This is a genomic window from Streptomyces sp. CRN 30 (genome assembly GCF_034105845.1).
The window spans coordinates 16,529-32,832 of sequence record NZ_JAVRHI010000078.1 but is presented as its reverse complement, the minus strand read 5'-3'; the positions used below and the strand labels follow the sequence as shown (position 1 = coordinate 32,832).

Annotated in this window: 14 protein-coding genes and 1 pseudogene; 7 read left to right on the top strand and 8 right to left on the bottom strand. The window is 71.9% G+C overall.

Features of this window, described 5'->3' with window-relative positions; translation table 11 throughout:
• Window positions 1-212, top strand: a pseudogene (locus UW392_RS07675) (hypothetical protein); the annotation flags it as partial.
• Between the two features lie 42 nt (window positions 213-254).
• On the opposite strand, the gene UW392_RS07670 reads toward UW392_RS07675, so the two are convergent.
• From UW392_RS07670 to trhA, 3 genes are read right to left on the bottom strand one after another with little or no spacing between them, the layout of a single operon-like run.
• Window positions 255-605, bottom strand: coding sequence for a hypothetical protein (locus UW392_RS07670; protein ID WP_320774122.1), 351 nt, complete (start codon window positions 603-605; stop codon window positions 255-257).
• A 49-nt stretch (window positions 606-654) separates the two neighbouring features.
• Window positions 655-1,386 carry a Mut7-C RNAse domain-containing protein gene (locus UW392_RS07665; RefSeq protein ID WP_320774121.1) on the bottom strand — a complete coding sequence of 244 codons (732 nt, stop codon included), beginning with the start codon at window positions 1,384-1,386 and terminating at the stop codon, window positions 655-657.
• A 49-nt stretch (window positions 1,387-1,435) separates the two neighbouring features.
• On the bottom strand, window positions 1,436-2,149 hold the full coding sequence (trhA, locus tag UW392_RS07660) for a PAQR family membrane homeostasis protein TrhA (protein WP_320774120.1): 714 nt from the start codon (window positions 2,147-2,149) through the stop codon (window positions 1,436-1,438).
• A 332-nt stretch (window positions 2,150-2,481) separates the two neighbouring features.
• Here trhA and UW392_RS07655 point away from each other — a divergent pair, with 332 nt between their 5' ends.
• Both UW392_RS07655 and UW392_RS07650 read left to right on the top strand, forming a co-directional pair.
• The gene (locus UW392_RS07655) at window positions 2,482-4,320 is read left to right on the top strand and encodes a phosphoenolpyruvate carboxykinase (GTP) (RefSeq protein WP_320774119.1); all 1,839 of its coding nucleotides are present in this window, start codon (window positions 2,482-2,484) and stop codon (window positions 4,318-4,320) included.
• 171 nt (window positions 4,321-4,491) lie between these two features.
• A complete protein-coding gene (locus tag UW392_RS07650) occupies window positions 4,492-6,222 on the top strand; it encodes an Ig-like domain repeat protein (protein WP_320774118.1) in 1,731 nt (576 codons plus the stop codon).
• A 113-nt stretch (window positions 6,223-6,335) separates the two neighbouring features.
• Here the strand turns inward: UW392_RS07650 and UW392_RS07645 are convergent, their stop codons facing one another.
• The 4 genes from UW392_RS07645 to UW392_RS07630 form a co-directional block, all read right to left on the bottom strand.
• Window positions 6,336-6,758 carry a hypothetical protein gene (locus UW392_RS07645; protein WP_320774117.1) on the bottom strand — a complete coding sequence of 141 codons (423 nt, stop codon included), beginning with the start codon at window positions 6,756-6,758 and terminating at the stop codon, window positions 6,336-6,338.
• A gap of 92 nt (window positions 6,759-6,850) precedes the next feature.
• Window positions 6,851-8,062 carry a pyridoxal phosphate-dependent aminotransferase gene (locus tag UW392_RS07640; RefSeq protein ID WP_320774116.1) on the bottom strand — a complete coding sequence of 404 codons (1,212 nt, stop codon included), beginning with the start codon at window positions 8,060-8,062 and terminating at the stop codon, window positions 6,851-6,853.
• A gap of 73 nt (window positions 8,063-8,135) precedes the next feature.
• A complete protein-coding gene (locus UW392_RS07635; protein ID WP_320774115.1) occupies window positions 8,136-9,764 on the bottom strand; it encodes a D-aminoacylase in 1,629 nt (542 codons plus the stop codon).
• Between the two features lie 10 nt (window positions 9,765-9,774).
• Entirely contained in the window at window positions 9,775-11,085 is a 1,311-nt protein-coding gene (locus UW392_RS07630) for an amino acid deaminase (RefSeq protein WP_320774114.1), read from the bottom strand.
• A 132-nt stretch (window positions 11,086-11,217) separates the two neighbouring features.
• Between UW392_RS07630 and UW392_RS07625 the strand changes: the two genes are divergently transcribed.
• The 4 genes from UW392_RS07625 (at window position 11,218) to UW392_RS07610 (ending at window position 14,723) form a co-directional block, all read left to right on the top strand.
• A complete protein-coding gene (locus tag UW392_RS07625) occupies window positions 11,218-11,994 on the top strand; it encodes an IclR family transcriptional regulator (RefSeq protein ID WP_320774113.1) in 777 nt (258 codons plus the stop codon).
• Window positions 11,991-12,401, top strand: coding sequence for a RidA family protein (locus UW392_RS07620; protein WP_320774112.1), 411 nt, complete (start codon window positions 11,991-11,993; stop codon window positions 12,399-12,401). Before UW392_RS07625 ends, UW392_RS07620 begins: the two co-directional genes overlap by 4 nt.
• Before the next feature lie 112 nt (window positions 12,402-12,513).
• Entirely contained in the window at window positions 12,514-14,052 is a 1,539-nt protein-coding gene (locus UW392_RS07615) for a gluconate:H+ symporter (RefSeq protein WP_320774111.1), read from the top strand.
• An 83-nt stretch (window positions 14,053-14,135) separates the two neighbouring features.
• Window positions 14,136-14,723: a hypothetical protein gene (locus UW392_RS07610; RefSeq protein WP_320774110.1), complete on the top strand. Its 588-nt coding sequence runs from the start codon at window positions 14,136-14,138 to the stop codon at window positions 14,721-14,723.
• Window positions 14,724-14,774: 51 nt separating this feature from the next.
• Here UW392_RS07610 and UW392_RS07605 read toward each other — a convergent pair whose 3' ends face one another.
• Window positions 14,775-16,133 (bottom strand): M14 family metallopeptidase, encoded by a 1,359-nt coding sequence (locus UW392_RS07605; protein ID WP_320774109.1) that lies wholly within the window; start codon window positions 16,131-16,133, stop codon window positions 14,775-14,777.
• Window positions 16,134-16,304 lie beyond the last annotated feature (171 nt).

Here is a 16,304-nt window from a genome sequence, read left to right as displayed (position 1 = left end):
ACCCGGGCACGGCCGCCCTGCACCGGACCGCGCTGCTGGGCACCGCGCCGGGCGCCGTGGTCGCCGTGGGGGCGCCGGACAGCGACGAGCTGCCCCTGCTGGCCGACCGGCCCCTCGTCGGCGGCGAACCGGCCGCGTACGTCTGCCGTGACTTCACCTGCGACGCCCCCACGACGGACGCGGAGCGCCTGCGCGACGCGCTGAACGGGTAGGACGCGGCCGTCAGCGGCTGTCCGGGCGGCGGCCGGGTGACCTCACAGGCCGCCGCTCAGGATCAGCAGGGCCGGCGCCGACTGGGCGGTCCACTGCAGGACCACGGCTGAGGTCCTGGCGTACGCCCACCGGGTGCGGGGCAGCACCGCCGCCGCGAGGCCGAGCGCGGCCGCCGCCTGGAACAGGACCCAGAGCAGTTCGCCGGGGACGGGACCGCAGCCCTCGCGGTAGGCGAAGCAGCGGCTGCCGCGCTCGGTGGCGAGGACGAGGAGCCAGGAGCCGACGGCCGTCGGGAGGAGCAGGACCAGTCCCGCGACCGCCCAGCGGCGCGCGCGCCGGTCGAGCCTCTTCGTATCCGTATGCGTGTACGTGTCCGGGCGCGCCGTGTCCATGCCGTCCACCCAACCGCCGGCGCGGCCGTCCGGTGATCGGCGCGCGTACTCAACCCCTCTGGGTACGCATGCTCAGCGCCTCCTGGACGATCGCGTCCAACTGCTCGTGGTGCGCGCCCCGCCAGTAGGCGCGGCCGCAGTCCCGGCACTGCGCGAACACGTCGTACGTCCGCTGCGTGCCGTCCTCGAGCCGGTCGGCGACCTGCTCCTTGGTGGCCTCCTCCAGCGGACCGTTGCAGGCGGTGCACCGGGTCCACGGGCGCAGCTCGGGTGCGAACCGGTCGAGCACGTCCCGCAGCTGCTCGTCCGGCTTGGTGCTGTACACGAACGCGCCCGCCCACAGTTCGCGGCGGCGCAGCAGGCCCCGGTCGCGGCTGAGCAGGACGCGGCGCTCGGCGGCCGAGCGGGCGGCGAGGGCGGGGTCGCCGATGTCGGTGGACTCGTAGGCGGTGTCCACGCCGAGCAGGCGCAGCCGGCGGGCGAGGGTGCCGAGGTGGACGTCGAGGAGGAAGCGGAGCGGGGCGCCGGGCACGGCCTGCGGGCGGGTCACCGGCCGCACCTCGACGTGTTCACCGGCCGCGGGGACGTGGGACGTGGCCACCTGGCGGCCGTCCACCAGCAGCGCGCCGGCCTCCGTCAGGGGGACGCCGAGCGACTCGACGACGTGGCCGAGCGTCGAGGCGCCGTCGGTGACGACCGCGGTGGCCCCCGAGCGCCGTCCGTGCGGGACGAACAGGGCCAGCTCGGGGGCGAACTCGACGTGGATCTCCGGTCCGTTCACCGGGTCAGGATGTCATGGGGCGCCTTGTGCGGCGGGGTCCGGCCGGGTCTCAGTGGTGCTGGTAGGCCACCAGTGAGATGCCGACGTAGTGCGCGACGAACGCGGCGAGGGTGAGGGAGTGGAAGACCTCGTGGAAGCCGAACCAGCGCGGTGAGGGGTTGGGGCGCTTCATGCCGTAGATCACGCCGCCCGCGCTGTAGAGCACGCCGCCGACGATCACGAGGACGAGCACGGCGATGCCGCCCGCGCGCAGGAAGTCCGGCAGGAAGAAGACGGCCGCCCAGCCCATCGCGATGTAGCAGGGGGTGTAGAGCCAGCGCGGGGCGCCGATCCAGAAGACGCGGAAGACTATGCCCGCCGCCGCGGCGCCCCAGATGCCCCACAGCAGCCACCGGCCCTTGGAGTCCGGCAGCAGCAGGAGCGTCAGCGGGGTGTAGGTGCCCGCGATGATCAGGAAGATGTTGGCGTGGTCGAGCCGGCGCAGGACGGCGTCCGCGCGGGGGCTCCAGTTGCCCCGGTGGTAGAGCGCGCTGACACCGAACAGCAGGCAGGCCGTCAGGACGTAGATGCCGCACGCTATGCGCGCCCGGGTGGAGGGCGCGAGGGCGGTGAGCACCAGACCGGCGACGACGACGGCCGGGAACATGCCCGCGTGCAGCCAGCCGCGGAACTTGGGCTTGACCGGATGCGGCAGGGGGAGCGCCACGGGACCATGGCCGGCGGCCTGCGGGTCCGTGTGCGCGTCGGGGACGGACGCAGTCATGCCCGGCATCGTACCTACGGAACCGTAAGTTACGTATCAGTCGCGGGCCTTGGGGTGGCCAAGAGTGGCCATGATCTCACGTACCCCACGGACTCCACCGGACACATGGCGTCAACGGCTGGTGTCATAAGGGTATCTATCGGGCGAACCGCACCGAGTGGCGTGGCTCACGCCGCTCAATTGTGAGGCCCTATGGACATCTGCGCAGAGGCGTCGGATGATCAAATGAGTGCGGTCGGCACCGGATGAGCGCCAGTGGTCCCCACCGAGAAGCATCCGGGTCGCAGCCCCCACGGGGCCTCCACCACCACAACCCTCACCTAGGAGCAATCGTGGCGCGCGACATCGCGGCTCCCCCCACCGTCCCCACCGATCACCAGGAACTGATCTCGTGGGTGAACGAGAGCGCCGAACTGACCCAGCCGGACAGCGTGGTCTGGTGCGACGGATCCGAAGCCGAGTACGAGCGGCTCTGTGAGGAACTGGTCGAGAAGGGCACCTTCCGCAGGCTCGACCCGGTCAAGCGCCCCCACTCCTACTACGCGGCCTCCGACCCGACCGATGTCGCCCGGGTCGAGGACCGCACCTTCATCTGCTCCGAGAGCGAGGAGGACGCCGGCCCGACCAACCACTGGAAGGCACCCGCCGAGATGCGGGAGGTCTTCCAGGGGGAGGCGGGCCTGTTCCGCGGCTCCATGCGCGGCCGCACGATGTACGTCGTCCCCTTCTGCATGGGCCCGCTCGGCTCGCCGCTGTCCGCGATCGGCGTCGAGATCACCGACTCGGCGTACGTCGCCGTGTCCATGCGCACCATGACCCGGATGGGCCGGCCGGTCCTCGACGAGCTGGGCCCCGAGGGCTTCTTCGTGAAGGCCGTGCACACCCTCGGCGCCCCGCTGGAGGCCGGCCAGGAGGACGTGCCCTGGCCCTGCAACACCACCAAGTACATCTCCCACTTCCCCGAGAGCCGGGAGATCTGGTCCTACGGCTCCGGGTACGGCGGCAACGCGCTGCTCGGCAAGAAGTGCTACGCCCTGCGCATCGCCTCGGTGATGGCGCGCGACGAGGGCTGGCTGGCCGAGCACATGCTGATCCTCAAGCTCACCCCGCCGCACGGGGAGCCGAAGTACGTGGCCGCCGCCTTCCCCTCCGCCTGCGGCAAGACCAACCTCGCCATGCTGGAGCCCACGGTCTCCGGCTGGAGCGTGGAGACGATCGGCGACGACATCGCGTGGATGCGGTTCGGCGAGGACGGCCGGCTGTACGCGATCAACCCCGAGGCGGGCTTCTTCGGGGTCGCGCCCGGCACCGGCGAGCACACCAACGCCAACGCCATGAAGACGCTGTGGGGCAACGCGATCTTCACCAACGTCGCCCTCACCGACGACGACGACATCTGGTGGGAGGGCATGACGGAGGAGACCCCGGCCCACCTCACCGACTGGAAGGGCGACGACTGGACGCCGCAGTCGGCCAGGGAAAACGGATACACCCCGGCCGCGCACCCCAACGCCCGCTTCACCGTCCCGGCCGGGCAGTGCCCGATCATCGCGCCGGAGTGGGAGGACCCCAGGGGCGTGCCGATCTCGGCGATCCTCTTCGGCGGCCGCCGCGCCACCGCCGTGCCCCTGGTGACGGAGTCCTTCGACTGGAACCACGGTGTCTTCCTCGGCGCGAACGTGGCTTCCGAGAAGACCGCCGCCGCCGAGGGCAAGGTCGGCGAGCTGCGCCGCGACCCGTTCGCGATGCTGCCGTTCTGCGGCTACCACATGGGCGACTACATGGCCCACTGGATCGACGTCGCCAAGGACAAGGACCGGACGAAGCTGCCGAAGATCTACTACGTCAACTGGTTCCGCAAGGACGAGGCCGGGAGGTTCGTCTGGCCGGGCTTCGGCGAGAACAGCCGCGTCCTGAAGTGGATCGTGGAGCGGCTGGACGGCACGGCCGAGGGCGTCGCGACCCCGATCGGCACCCTGCCGACCAGGGCGGCCCTCGACACGGACGGCCTGGACCTGTCGGACGCCGAGCTGGACTTCCTGCTCACCGTCGACAAGGAGGTGTGGCGCGAGGAGGCGGCCCTCGTCCCCGAACACCTGAACACCTTCGGCGACCGCACGCCCGAGGAGCTGTGGGAGGAGTACCGCGCCCTGGTGCGGCGCCTGGGCTGAGGCCCGTAACCCCGCACCGGCCGAGCCACCCCCGAGGCGAGGTTCCGCACAAAGGCGTGCGGGACCTCGCCGCGCCGCCTTGCCCACGGGATCTCCACGACTGTTACATGCTTCGTGCACGTGCCCCACTGGCCTCAGTGGGGCACACGACTCAGCCTGTGGGGGGCACAGTTGATCACTGCACACCGTTCCAGACGTCTCGCGGCCACGCTGCTCACCGCGGTCCTCGCGGGGACCGGACTCACCGTCGCGGCCGCGCCCGCGGCGCACGCGGCGACGGAGGCCGTGGCCAAGCTGCCGATCACGTCGTACTCGGCGCTGGCGGTCGACTCGGTCCGCGAGCGCGTGTACCTCGCGGACAGCAACGTCGGCGTCTCCACCAGCAAGGGCACCGTCGCCGTCTACGACTTCCGGGGCGTGCGGCTCACCACGATCGCCACCCAGCAGCACGTCTCCGGGATCGCGCTCAGCGCCGACGGGAGCACGCTCTACACGGGTGAGCGGGAGTACATCAGGCGGTACGACACCGCCACGTACCAGCTCGCCGGCAGCACCTACGTCACCCTCGACAACTGCGGCCGCAGCCTCGCCCTGGCCGGCGGCGCGCTGTACCACACGGCGCCGTACGCGAACGTCGTCCCCTCGGGGTGCGCCACCGCCGCGACCAACCTGGACTCCGTCGACGCCGCGGGCGCCGCGACCCGCACCGGCTGGAACGACTACGGCAAGCTCCAGCTGGAGGCCGGGGCGGGCGACCGGCTGGTGATGGGGCAGCCGGCCAACACCCAGGCCCCGAACCCCTTCCTCGCGGTGTTCGACGCGAGCGGCGACACCCTGGTGCGCACGGCCGGGCGGCGCTTCGCCGACGCGGACGGCAAGGGCGCCCTCGATCTGAAGGACGTGGCGGTCTCCCCGGACGGCGCCAGGATCGCCGTCGCGGACGCCTCCGCCGGCACCCGGCTGCTCGAGGCCGAGGACCTGTCGGACGCGGCGACCGGCTACCGGGCGCTCCCGTCCGGGGCCGCCGCCTCGGCGGTCGCCTTCAGCGGGGACGGGAAGTACGTGGCGCGCGGTGCGGCGGCCACCGGGTCCACCGCCGACCTGCTGCTCCAGCCCGCCGATCCGGACGACGCCACGGCACCGCTGGAGTTCGCCTTCGAGGGCAGCCTCGACGGCGACCGGGTCGCCCCGCGCGGCCTGGAGTGGTCCGCCGACGGCTCGCGGCTGTTCGCGGTCACCACCAACACGGCAGGCAACCAGTACTGGCTGCACATCATCCAGCCCCCGGCGGTCCAGCACGACACGCGGTTCACCGGCGGTCTGACCCACAGCCCCGGCCGGGCCGTCGCGGGGGAGCCCCTCGCGGTGCGCGGCCGGCTGGAGCTCGACGGCCCCGCTCCCACCGAGCCCGCGAAGGTCACGGCGACCCGTACGGACGCGGACGGCACCCATGAGCTCGGCACCGTGACCGTCAAGGGCGACGGCACCTTCACCGTCCTCGACGAGCCCGGCCTGGTCGGCGACGCCACGTACACGGTGTCCTTCCTCGGCGACCTGACCCACCGGCCCGCGACGGACGTCACCCACACCGTGTCCGTCGGCAGGGCGCCCACGTCGATCGCGCTCACCGCCCCGGCGCAGGCGAGCACGACCGGCGTCACCATCACCGGCACGTTCACCGCGCAGGGCAGGGCGCTGCCGGAGCGGGCCGTGCTCAGGGTGGAGCGGAAGGACTGGCTCGGCAGCGGCGTGCTGTCGTCGGTGACGGCCGGCACCGACGGCACGTTCACGATCGCTGACGTGCCGCGCACCCGGTGGAACACGACCTACACGGTCAGCTGGCCGGGCGACGACCTGCACGAGGCGTCGACCGCCTCGGCGACGGTGTACGTCACGCGCTGACCGTCGCCGCTCGGGTACGTCCATGGCACCCGGTCCGCGCGCCGTTGCAGGTGCACGCGGACCGGGGCCGTTCGGGGGAGCCTTGGAAAGGGCCGGGGCGGGTCGGGCCCCGCTCAGCCGGTGGTGCTCAGCTCGCGCTGCCCGGCCTGGGCGGACGCGTGCGCGTCCATGCGCTCGGCCGCGAGGATCGCGGCCGCGGTGTCGGCGCGGGACGCGGCGACCACCAGGGCGCGCCCGGCGAGGGCGTGCGCCCGCTGGTGCAGCGTCACGAGGTGCGGCTCGTGGATGGCGGCGGCCACCGACGACCGCGCGGGCGGCCGTCCTCCGCGCAGCCGGGCCACCTGCTCGGTGAGCCGGGACGCGGCGGTGTCCAGGTCGGCGGAGGGGGCCAGCGCGCGCAGTTCGTCCGTCACGGCGAGCAGCGCCGCGAGGTGACCCGCGAGCTGGATGTCCAGCTCCTCCTCGCGCGAGCGGTGGGGGAAGTCGGGGGTGCCGGCCATCGTGTGGACCGACTTGGTGCGGATCGGTTCGTACATGAGACGGCCTCCAAGCCTGTTGGGAGACCATCCTAGCTTGGATTCAGTCTAAAGTTGAGCGCAGTCCTGAATGTGATCAGTGCGAAAGTACGTCAGGGCTGGGCGTAACCGTCCAGGAAATGACCGATCCGGGTGATCGCGGAAGTCAGGTCGCCCACCGTCGGCAGCGTCACCACGCGGAAGTGGTCGGGCTCGGTCCAGTTGAAGCCCGTGCCGTGGACAACCATGATCTTCTCGCTCCGGAGCAGGTCGAGGACCATCTGCCGGTCGTCCTTGATCTTGTACACCTTGGGGTCGAGGCGCGGGAACAGGTACAGCGCGCCCTTCGGCTTGACGCAGGTGACGCCCGGGATCTGGGTCAGCAGCTCGTGCGCGACGTCCCGCTGCTCCTTCAGCCGCCCGCCCGGCAGCACCAGGTCGTTGATCGTCTGGCGGCCGCTCAGCGCGGCGACCACGCCGTGCTGCCCCGGCATGTTCGCGCACAGCCGCATGTTCGCCAGGATGGTCAGGCCCTCGATGTACGAGTCCGCGTGCGCGCGCGGACCGGAGATCGACATCCAGCCGACCCGGTAGCCGGCCACCCGGTACGCCTTCGACATCCCGTTGAAGGTGAGGGTGAGCAGATCGGGCGCGACGGCCGCGGTCGGCGTGTGGGTGGCGCCGTCGTAGAGGATCTTGTCGTAGATCTCGTCGGAGCAGACCAGCAGGTTGTGGCGGCGGGCGATGTCCGTCAGCCCGCGCAGCATCTCCTCGTCGTACACCGCGCCCGTCGGGTTGTTCGGGTTGATGATGACGATCGCCTTGGTGCGGTCGGTGACCTTCCGCTCCACGTCGGCGAGGTCGGGCATCCAGTCGGACTGCTCGTCGCAGCGGTAGTGCACGGCGGTGCCGCCGGAGAGGGAGACGGCGGCGGTCCACAGCGGGTAGTCCGGCGAGGGGACGAGCACCTCGTCGCCGTCGTCCAGCAGGCCCTGCATCGCCATCACGATCAGCTCGGAGACGCCGTTGCCGATGAAGACGTGCTCGACGTCCGTCTCGATGCCGAGCGTCTGGTTGTGCATGACGACCGCCCGGCGCGCGGCGAGCAGGCCCTTGGCGTCGCCGTACCCGTGGGCCGTCGACACGTTGCGGAGTATGTCCTCGAGGATCTCGGGCGGGCACTCGAAACCGAAGGCCGCCGGGTTCCCGGTGTTGAGCTTGAGGATGCGGTGCCCGGCCGCCTCCAGCCGCATCGCCTCCTCGAGCACCGGGCCCCGGATCTCGTAACAGACGTTGGAGAGCTTCGTCGACTGGATGACCTGCATGTCCGCGAGCTTACGGCCCGGTAATGGATCCGGCGTCGTGTTTTCCACCACGTGGGACGCGGGGCGTCCGCCGTCACCCCGCGGTGTGACGGCGCACCGACCGCCCCGCCAGCACATCCGTCCGGCGGCCGTCCTCGATGACGGAGCGGCCGTCGATCAGGACGTGCGGGATGCCCGTCGGGAGGGTGCGCGGGGCGGTGAAGGTGGAGCCCGCCGCGATCGTCTCCGGGTCGAACAGGACCAGGTCGGCGCGGTGGCCCTCGCGGACCAGGCCCCGGTCGGGCAGGCGCAGCCGGGCCGCCGGGCGGCCGGTGAGGTGGGCGACGCAACTCTCCAGCGACAGCACGCCCAGCTCGCGGACGTAACGGCCGAGGTAGTGCGGGAACGTCCCGTACGCGCGCGGATGCGGTTTGGCGCCCTGGAGGATGCCGTCGGAGCCGCCCGTGTGCACCCGGTGGCGCATGATCGTCCGGACGTTCTCCTCGTGGCCGACGTGCTGCAGGATCGTCGGGCCGAGCCGGTCGGTGAGGAGGAGGCGGCGGGCGACGGTCCAGGGGGCCTCGCCGCGCAGGGCCGCCGACTCCCGGACCGTGCGGCCCACGTACTCCGTCAGGGACGGGTCGGTCACGCCGGAGATCTCGATCGTGTCCCAGTCGACGGGTACGCCGTGGCAGCCGTCCGCGCCGACGACCTCCAGGTGGTGGCGGACGCGCTCGGCGGTCCCCTCGTCGGCCAGCCGCCGCAGGACCGCCTCGGGACCGCCCTCGCTCGCCCAGCTCGGCAGCAGCGCCACGAGGGTGGTGCAGCCGGGGGTGTACGGGTAGGTGTCGAGGGTGATGTCGGCCCCGGCGGCGAGCGCCTCGTCCAGCAGGGCCAGCAGCTCGGGCGCCCGGCCCGCGTTCACGCCGAAGTTCATGGTGGCGTGGGCCAGGTGAAGGGGGCAGCCCGCCTCGCGGGTCAGCTCCACCATCTCCCGGTACGCCTCCAGGGCGCCCGCGCCGTAGGAACGGTGGTGCGGGCAGTAGTAGCCCCCGTACCCGGCCACCACCCGGCACAGCTCGGTGAGCTCGGCGTCCTTCGCGTACATCCCGGGCGTGTAGGTCAGCCCGGACGACATCCCGACCGCGCCCTGCTCGAGCCCCTCGGCGACCAGCCGCCGCATCCGGTCCAGTTCCACGGGCGTGGCCTCGCGGTCCTCCCAGCCGACGGCGAGCGCGCGGACCGTGCCCTGGGGGATCAGGTAGGCCGCGTTCACGGCGATCCCGCGGCCGTCGAAGCCGTGGTCGAGGCGGTCGAGGTACTCGCCGACCGACCGCCAGGTGAAGTCGATGTCGTCGCCGGGCCCGTTCCAGCCGGTGATCGCCCGGCGGACCTCGTCGAGGGTGCGGTCGTCGACGGGCGCGTACGACAGCCCGTCCTGGCCGATCACCTCCAGGGTGACCCCCTGGGCGGCCTTCGCGCTGTGGTCCGGGTCGCGGAGGAGGGCGAGGTCGCTGTGGGCGTGCATGTCGATGAAGCCGGGGGTCAGGACGAGGCCCTCGGCGGCCAGCTCCCGGCGCGCGGCGGGGCGCTGGCAGCCGGCCGCCCAGGCCTCCTTGACGATCGAGACGATCCTGCCGTCCTCGATCACCACGTCGGCACGGTAGGAGGGGGCGCCGGTGCCGTCGACGACGTCCGCGTCCCGGATGACGAGCTCTGCCACGGTGACCGCCTCAGAAGAACGTACGGATGTAGTCGACGACCGTGCCGTCCGCCTCCACCAGCGGGATCAGCTGCCACTTGTCGAAGGACGTGCACGGGTGGGACAGGCCGAGCGACAGCCAGTCGCCCACCTCCAGGTCCGCCTCGCCGGTCGTCGCGAGCCACGCGTGCTGGTCCGACAGGGACGTCACCGTGATCCCGGCGGCGGGCCGCTCGACGCCGTCGCGGCGCACCGTACGGGCGAGGGGCAGGTCCAGGTCGTACGCCGCGTCCCGCTTGCCCGCGTTGACGAACGCCTGCTCGGGCGAGGGCCGCGACACCACCTGCGTCCACAGGCGGAACGCGGGCTGGAGGGCGCCCTCCTCGGGCACCCGCACGAAGGGCGTGACCCGGCCGTAGTGGCCCTCGTCGTGCGAGACGTACGCGCCCGAGCGCAGCAGCTTCAGCACCGGCAGGGACAGCCCGGGGAGCTCGTCGAACACGTCGGCCACCGCGTCGAACCAGGCGCTCCCGCCCGCGCTCACCATGATCTCGTCGACACCCGTGCCCGCGAACCGGCCCGCCGCGTCGAAGTCCGCCGCCAGCGCGGTCAGCCGGCGCAGCCACGCCCGCACCCGCTCCGGACCGGCGTCCGGCACCTCGCCCTCGTACCCCGCCACGCCCACCAGCCGCAGCGTCCCCGTAGCCGCCACCGCGTCGGCCACCGCAGCGCACTCCGTCTCCGTACGCACCCCGGTGCGCGCCCCCTCGCCCGCGGCCAGCTCCACGACCACGTCCAGCGGACGCGCGCCCGGCGCGGCGGCGGAGTCCCGCAGCGCCGCGTCCATCAGCTCCACCCCGCGCACCGAGTCGACGTAGCAGACGAACCGGAAGTCCGGGTCGGCGGCCAGCTCCGCGGCGATCCACCGCAGCGCCGCCGCGTCCACGACCTCGTTGGCGAGAAAGATCCGCTCGATCCCGAACTCCCGCGCCACCCGCACCTGGTGGGGCACCGCCAGCGTGATCCCCCACGCGCCGCGCTCGATCTGCCGCCGGAACAGCTCCGGGGCCATGGACGTCTTGCCGTGCGGTGCGAAGGCGAGCCCGTGCCGGGCGGCGTACACCTCCATCAGCGCCAGGTTGTGCTCCAGGCGCTCGGCCGAGAGGGCGAGGACCGGGGTGGTGAAGCCGCCGGTGAAGAGGTTGCGGCGCTCCGCCGCCAGCTCGCCGACGGTGAGGCCGGCGGCGTCGGGGGGAAGGCCCTTGAAACGGTGGCCCACGGGCTCGGCGGCCAGCCGGGCGAGGGGGCCGGTTCCCGCGGCCGGTTCCGTAGCCGTACCCATGGAGCCTCCCTGATGCCGTTGCGTGTATCGCAATGGGCGTTGTGCAGTGCGCTCACGGCTGTCTAACATCCCCGCTGACACCGGGTCAACGGAAGGGACGTACGGCATGAGGCAACGGGAGGGACGTACGGCATGAGCCAGAGCGTCGACCGCGCGCTGCGCATCCTGCCGCTGCTCGCCGAGGGGCCCGCCGACCTCGGCCGGGTCGCCGACCGGCTCGGCGTCCACAAGTCCACGGCACTGCGCCTGCTGCGCACCCTCCACGAGCACGGCCTCGTCCACCGGCAGCCCGACGGCCGCTACCGCCTGGGCGCCCGCCTCTTCGCCCTCGCGCAGGAGGCCATGGAGAACCTGGACGTCCGCGAGATCGCCCACCCCTACCTCGTACGCCTCAACGAGGAGTGCGGGCACACCGTCCACCTCGCCGTGCACGAGGACGACGAGGTGCTCTACATCGACAAGGTGGAGAGCCGCTACCCGGTGCGCATGTACTCGCGCATCGGCAAGCCCGTCGCGATCACCGTCGCCGCCGTGGCCAAACTGCTCCTCGCCGACCTGCCCGAGGACGGGCGCCGCGCGCTCGCGGAGCGGCTCGACTACCCGAGGTACACGTCCCGTTCGACGCCCGACGCCGCCGCCTTCCTCGACGAGCTGGCGCGGGTGCGCGAACAGGGCTGGGCCACCGACTTCGGCGGCCACGAGGAGTCCATCAACTGCGTCGGAGCGCCGGTCCGCGGCGTCGACGGCCGGGTGGTCGCCGCGATGTCGCTCTCCGCCCCGAACGTCGTCGTCACCGCCGACGAACTGCTCGACCTGCTCCCGCTGGTGCGCCGCACCGCCGACGCCATCGGCCGGGAGTACGCGGGCACGACCCCCGCAGACACCCCCACGACCGAGGAAGCACCGTGACCGACAAGACCGCCCTGACCCCGAAGACCCACACCACCCCGCCCGCCCAGTTCTCGCACGGCGTGCGCAAGGGCAACATCCTCCAGGTCGCCGGACAGGTCGGCTTCCTGCCGGCCGAGGAGGGCAAGCCCCCGACGCCCGCCGGGCCGACCCTGCGCGAGCAGACCCTCCAGACCCTCGCCAACGTCCAGGCGATCCTCGAGGAGGGCGGCGCGACCTGGGACGACGTGATGATGATCCGCGTCTACCTCACGGACGTCGACCACTTCGCCGAGCTGAACGCGATCTACAACCAGTACTTCGAGGAGCAGCGGCTCACCGCTCCGCCCGCCGCCCGCACCACCGTCTACGTGGGCCTGCCCGCGGGCCTGCTGATCGAGATCGACGCGCTGGCCGTGCTCGGCTGACGAGCGCGGTCCCGACCACCGCACGACCTGCACGGCGCGGCACCCCACCGGGCGCCGCGCCGCGCCCCGCCCTGCCCGGAAGCAGTACGGATCCACGCGGAGGACCTCCCCCATGTCCCGTTCGCCCCATCCGTTCCACACGCTCGCCGCCGACACCGCCCCCGAGGGCCCGCCGCACACCGGCGGCCTGCTCACCCTCATCGACGGCACCGCGGGTCTCCTCACCGTCGCCGCCCTCGGCATCGTCCTGCTCCTCGTCCTGATCATCAGGGTCAGACTCCAGCCGTTCGTGGCCCTCCTCGCGGTGTCCATAGCCGTGGGCCTCGCGGCCGGCCTCTCCGTCACCGAGCTCTTCGGCACCGTCCAGCGCTCCGACGCCGTCTCCACCATCGAGTCCGGCATGGGCGGCATCCTCGGCCACGTCGCCATCATCATCGGCCTGGGCACGATGCTCGGCGCGATCCTCGAGGTCAGCGGGGGCGCCGAGGTGCTGGCCTCCCGGCTCCTCGGCCTGTTCGGCGAGAAGCGGGCGCCCCTGGCCATGGGCCTGACCGGCCTGATCTTCGGCATCCCGGTCTTCTTCGACGTCGGCATCTTCGTCCTCGCGCCGATCGTCTACGCGGCGGCGAAACTCCCCCAAGAACCTTCGACAGGCTCCGGTTCAGGGGGGACCCCCAACGGCAAATCGATCCTGCTCTACTGCATGCCGCTCCTCGCGGGCCTGTCCGTCACCCACGCCTTCCTGCCCCCGCACCCCGGCCCGGTCGCCGCGGCCGGACTGCTGAGCGTGGACCTCGGCTGGGTGATTCTGATGGGCGTCGTCTGCGGCATCCCGGCGGTCATGGCCGCCTGGGTGTACTCGGCCTGGATCGGCAAGCGCATCTTCGTCGCCGTACCGCAGGACATGGTGGAGGCGGCGGAGGAGGCGAAGCAGGCGGTGGTGGACGAGCAGCGAGCGGCGGGGGTCGAGCCGCGGGAGGCACCCGTGCCGCTCGGCACGGTCCTCGCCATCATCGGTACGCCGCTGCTCCTGATCCTCGCGGCGACGTTCTCCTCCATCGCGCTGGACCCCTCCACCACCCGCTCGGTCATCGAGTTCTTCGGCAACCCCTTCGTGGCGCTGACGCTCGCCCTCTTCCTCGCGTACTACCTGCTCGGCATCCGCCGCGGCTGGTCCCGCAAGTCGCTGGAGACGGTGTCGACCTCCTCCCTCAAGCCGGTCGGCAACATCCTGCTCGTCGTCGGCGCGGGCGGGGTCTTCGGCGCGGTGCTGAAGGGCAGCGGCATCGCGCAAGCCCTCTCGGACACCTTCAACGACCTCGGCCTGCCGGTGATCGTCCTCTCGTACCTGATCTCCGTGGTCCTCCGGGTCGCCCAGGGCTCGGCGACGGTCGCGATCGTCACCACGGCCGGCATCGTGGCCCCGCTGCTCTCCGGGGGCGACCACTCCCAGGCCTTCGTCGCCCTCGTCATCATGGCCATCTCGGCGGGCTCCATCTTCGCCTCGCACGTCAACGACGGCGGCTTCTGGATGGTGGCCAAGTACTTCGGCATCAGCGAGCGCGACACCCTGAAGTCCTGGACGGTGCTGGAGTCGGTGCTGTCGGTGGCGGGGTTCGTGGTGGCGGCGGTGCTGAGCCTCTTCGTGTAGACGCGTGCGGGTCATGTAGGCGTCCGATAACGAAGTCGGGGCTGGCTGTGTACGGCACAGGATCGTCGACCATACTGCCCGCTGTGGAGCAGCGCATAGGTTCGAGCAACCAGCCCCTGGACGCCGCATCGGTCAACGCCGCCTCGGTCAACCCGGCGTTCATCCCCGGCCTCACGTCGCCCGTGTCCGCCGGGCCGGAGAAGGCCGAGGAGGACGAGAAGACCACCGAGGCCGAGGCCGCGACCGTGCCGGAGGAGACGGCCACGACCTCGGAGGAGTCCGCCGAGCAGGATGCGGACGAGACGCCGGAGGAAACGCCGGACGAGGGAGAAGAGACGCCCGACGGCCCGGTCTTCGAGGCCGCCGACCGCCGCGCGGAGATCGTGGCCGACCACTCCGGCGTACGGCTGCGCCTGGACGACCAGAGCTGCGAGTTCCGCTGGGACGAGATCGGCGCCGTGGAGACCGAGACCTCGCGCTTCGGCAGGAGATTCACGGTGACCGTGCACACCTCCGACCGCCGCTGGTACCCGATCGAGATCGAGGCGACGTCCAGAAGCCGCTTCGCGGAGTGGGACGCGCGGCTGGACGAGGTGCTGGACGCCTACTTCGAGGACGGCGACGAGGCCGAAGGGGCCGACAAGGCCGACGAGGACTCGAAGGAGAGCTGAACGCGCAGTGCCGCGCCCCGACGAGGGCGCGGCACTGCAGGGCGGCGAGCGCTAGGCGCAATACTGCGCCTGCTTGCCGATCGACCGGTACATACAGTCCGCGTTCTCCAGCAGCTGCAGCACCGCGTCCCGGTTCCGCGCGGTCTCCCGCTCGATGACCTCGTCGGGTGGGTAGAAGCCGCCGCCGGACGCCGAGGACGGGTACATCTCGAAGGTGTAGGCGAAGATCTTCTGGTTGCCCCACAGCCAGTCGTCGATCGTGCCGTCGGTGATGTAGAGGTCGCTGGACTGCTGCGGGGTGTAGCCGTTGCTGGCGGCCATCTTCCCGCCGACCGTGGCGAAGGCGTTGCGGTCGTCGGCCGTCATGCCGGTGGTGGTGTCGGAGTACGTGTGGCCGAAGGGCCAGAGCACCAGCTCGCTGTAGGTGTGCCAGTCGATGCTCGCCCTGATCTGCTGCTTGCCGCCCACGATGCGGCTGCGCACGAAGTTCGCCACCACCTTCACCTCGGGCGCGGACTCGGCCGACGCGCCGCGGTAGGTGTCCGAGGACGGTGACCCGGACGATCCGCCGCAGCAGCCCCAGCGGTGGCCCCAGTTGCGGTTCATGTCGGTGCCGACGTACGACGAACCGCTGTTGGGCTGGCGGTTCTTGCGCCAGGAGCGGTAGGAGCCGGAGGCGATGTCGTACTCGCCGCCGTCCGGGTTGAGGTCGGGGATGACCCAGATCTCGCGGTTGTTCACCATGCTGGTGATGCGCGAGTCGGACCCGTAACCGGCCCCGAACTCGCGGAGCAGGTACAGCGCCATCTCCACGGTGAGGTGCTCGCGGGCGTGCTGGTGGTGGGTGAACATCACCTCGGGCTCGGACTCGTCCGTCCCGACGTTGTCGCTGATCTTCACCGCGATGATGTCCCGGCCCTGGTACGACTTGCCGATCACGCGCTTGCTCATGATGTTCGGGTACGCGGCGATGCGCTGGTCGATCTCCGCGTTCATCTCGGCGTAGTTGTGGTAGCGCGAGTCGGCCGAGGGGAAGTCGAAGGGCCGTACGTCGTCCGCGCCGGCCGAGCGGTCGGGTGCGGCGCCCAGGGGGCTCACCTCGTACCCGAGCCGTCGCAGCTGCTTGATCTGGTCGGCCCGTCCGGAGACGACGACCCTCTCCTCGTCGGCCTCGTCGACGGTGACCCCGGTCTGCTGGATCGCGGTACGCGCGGCGGGGTCCGTCCGTGCCTGGATCTCGTACTGGCGGACGTCGTCCGCCGAGGCCGCGGGCCGCTCGGCGCCGGAGGCGGTCGCGTCGCCGGCCGCGGTGGCGGCCACGGGGCCCGCGAGGGCGAGCGTCAGCAGTCCGGCGAGCACGGTGGTCCCGGCTCTGCCGCGCATGGTTGCGCCGCGGATGCGGAGTCGCATGGAGTCTCCTAGGTTCTCCGAGGCTTCCGGGGTCTCCGGAAGGGGGAGTGGAGCGGGTGGGGGGTGCTTCCGTGCGCCCGTGCGCGGAGGCGCCGTCGGCCGTGGGGGAACCGGCGGCGCCTCCTGTGTGCGGGTGGCGCTCATCGTGCTGGTGTGCCATGTACAGGTCAA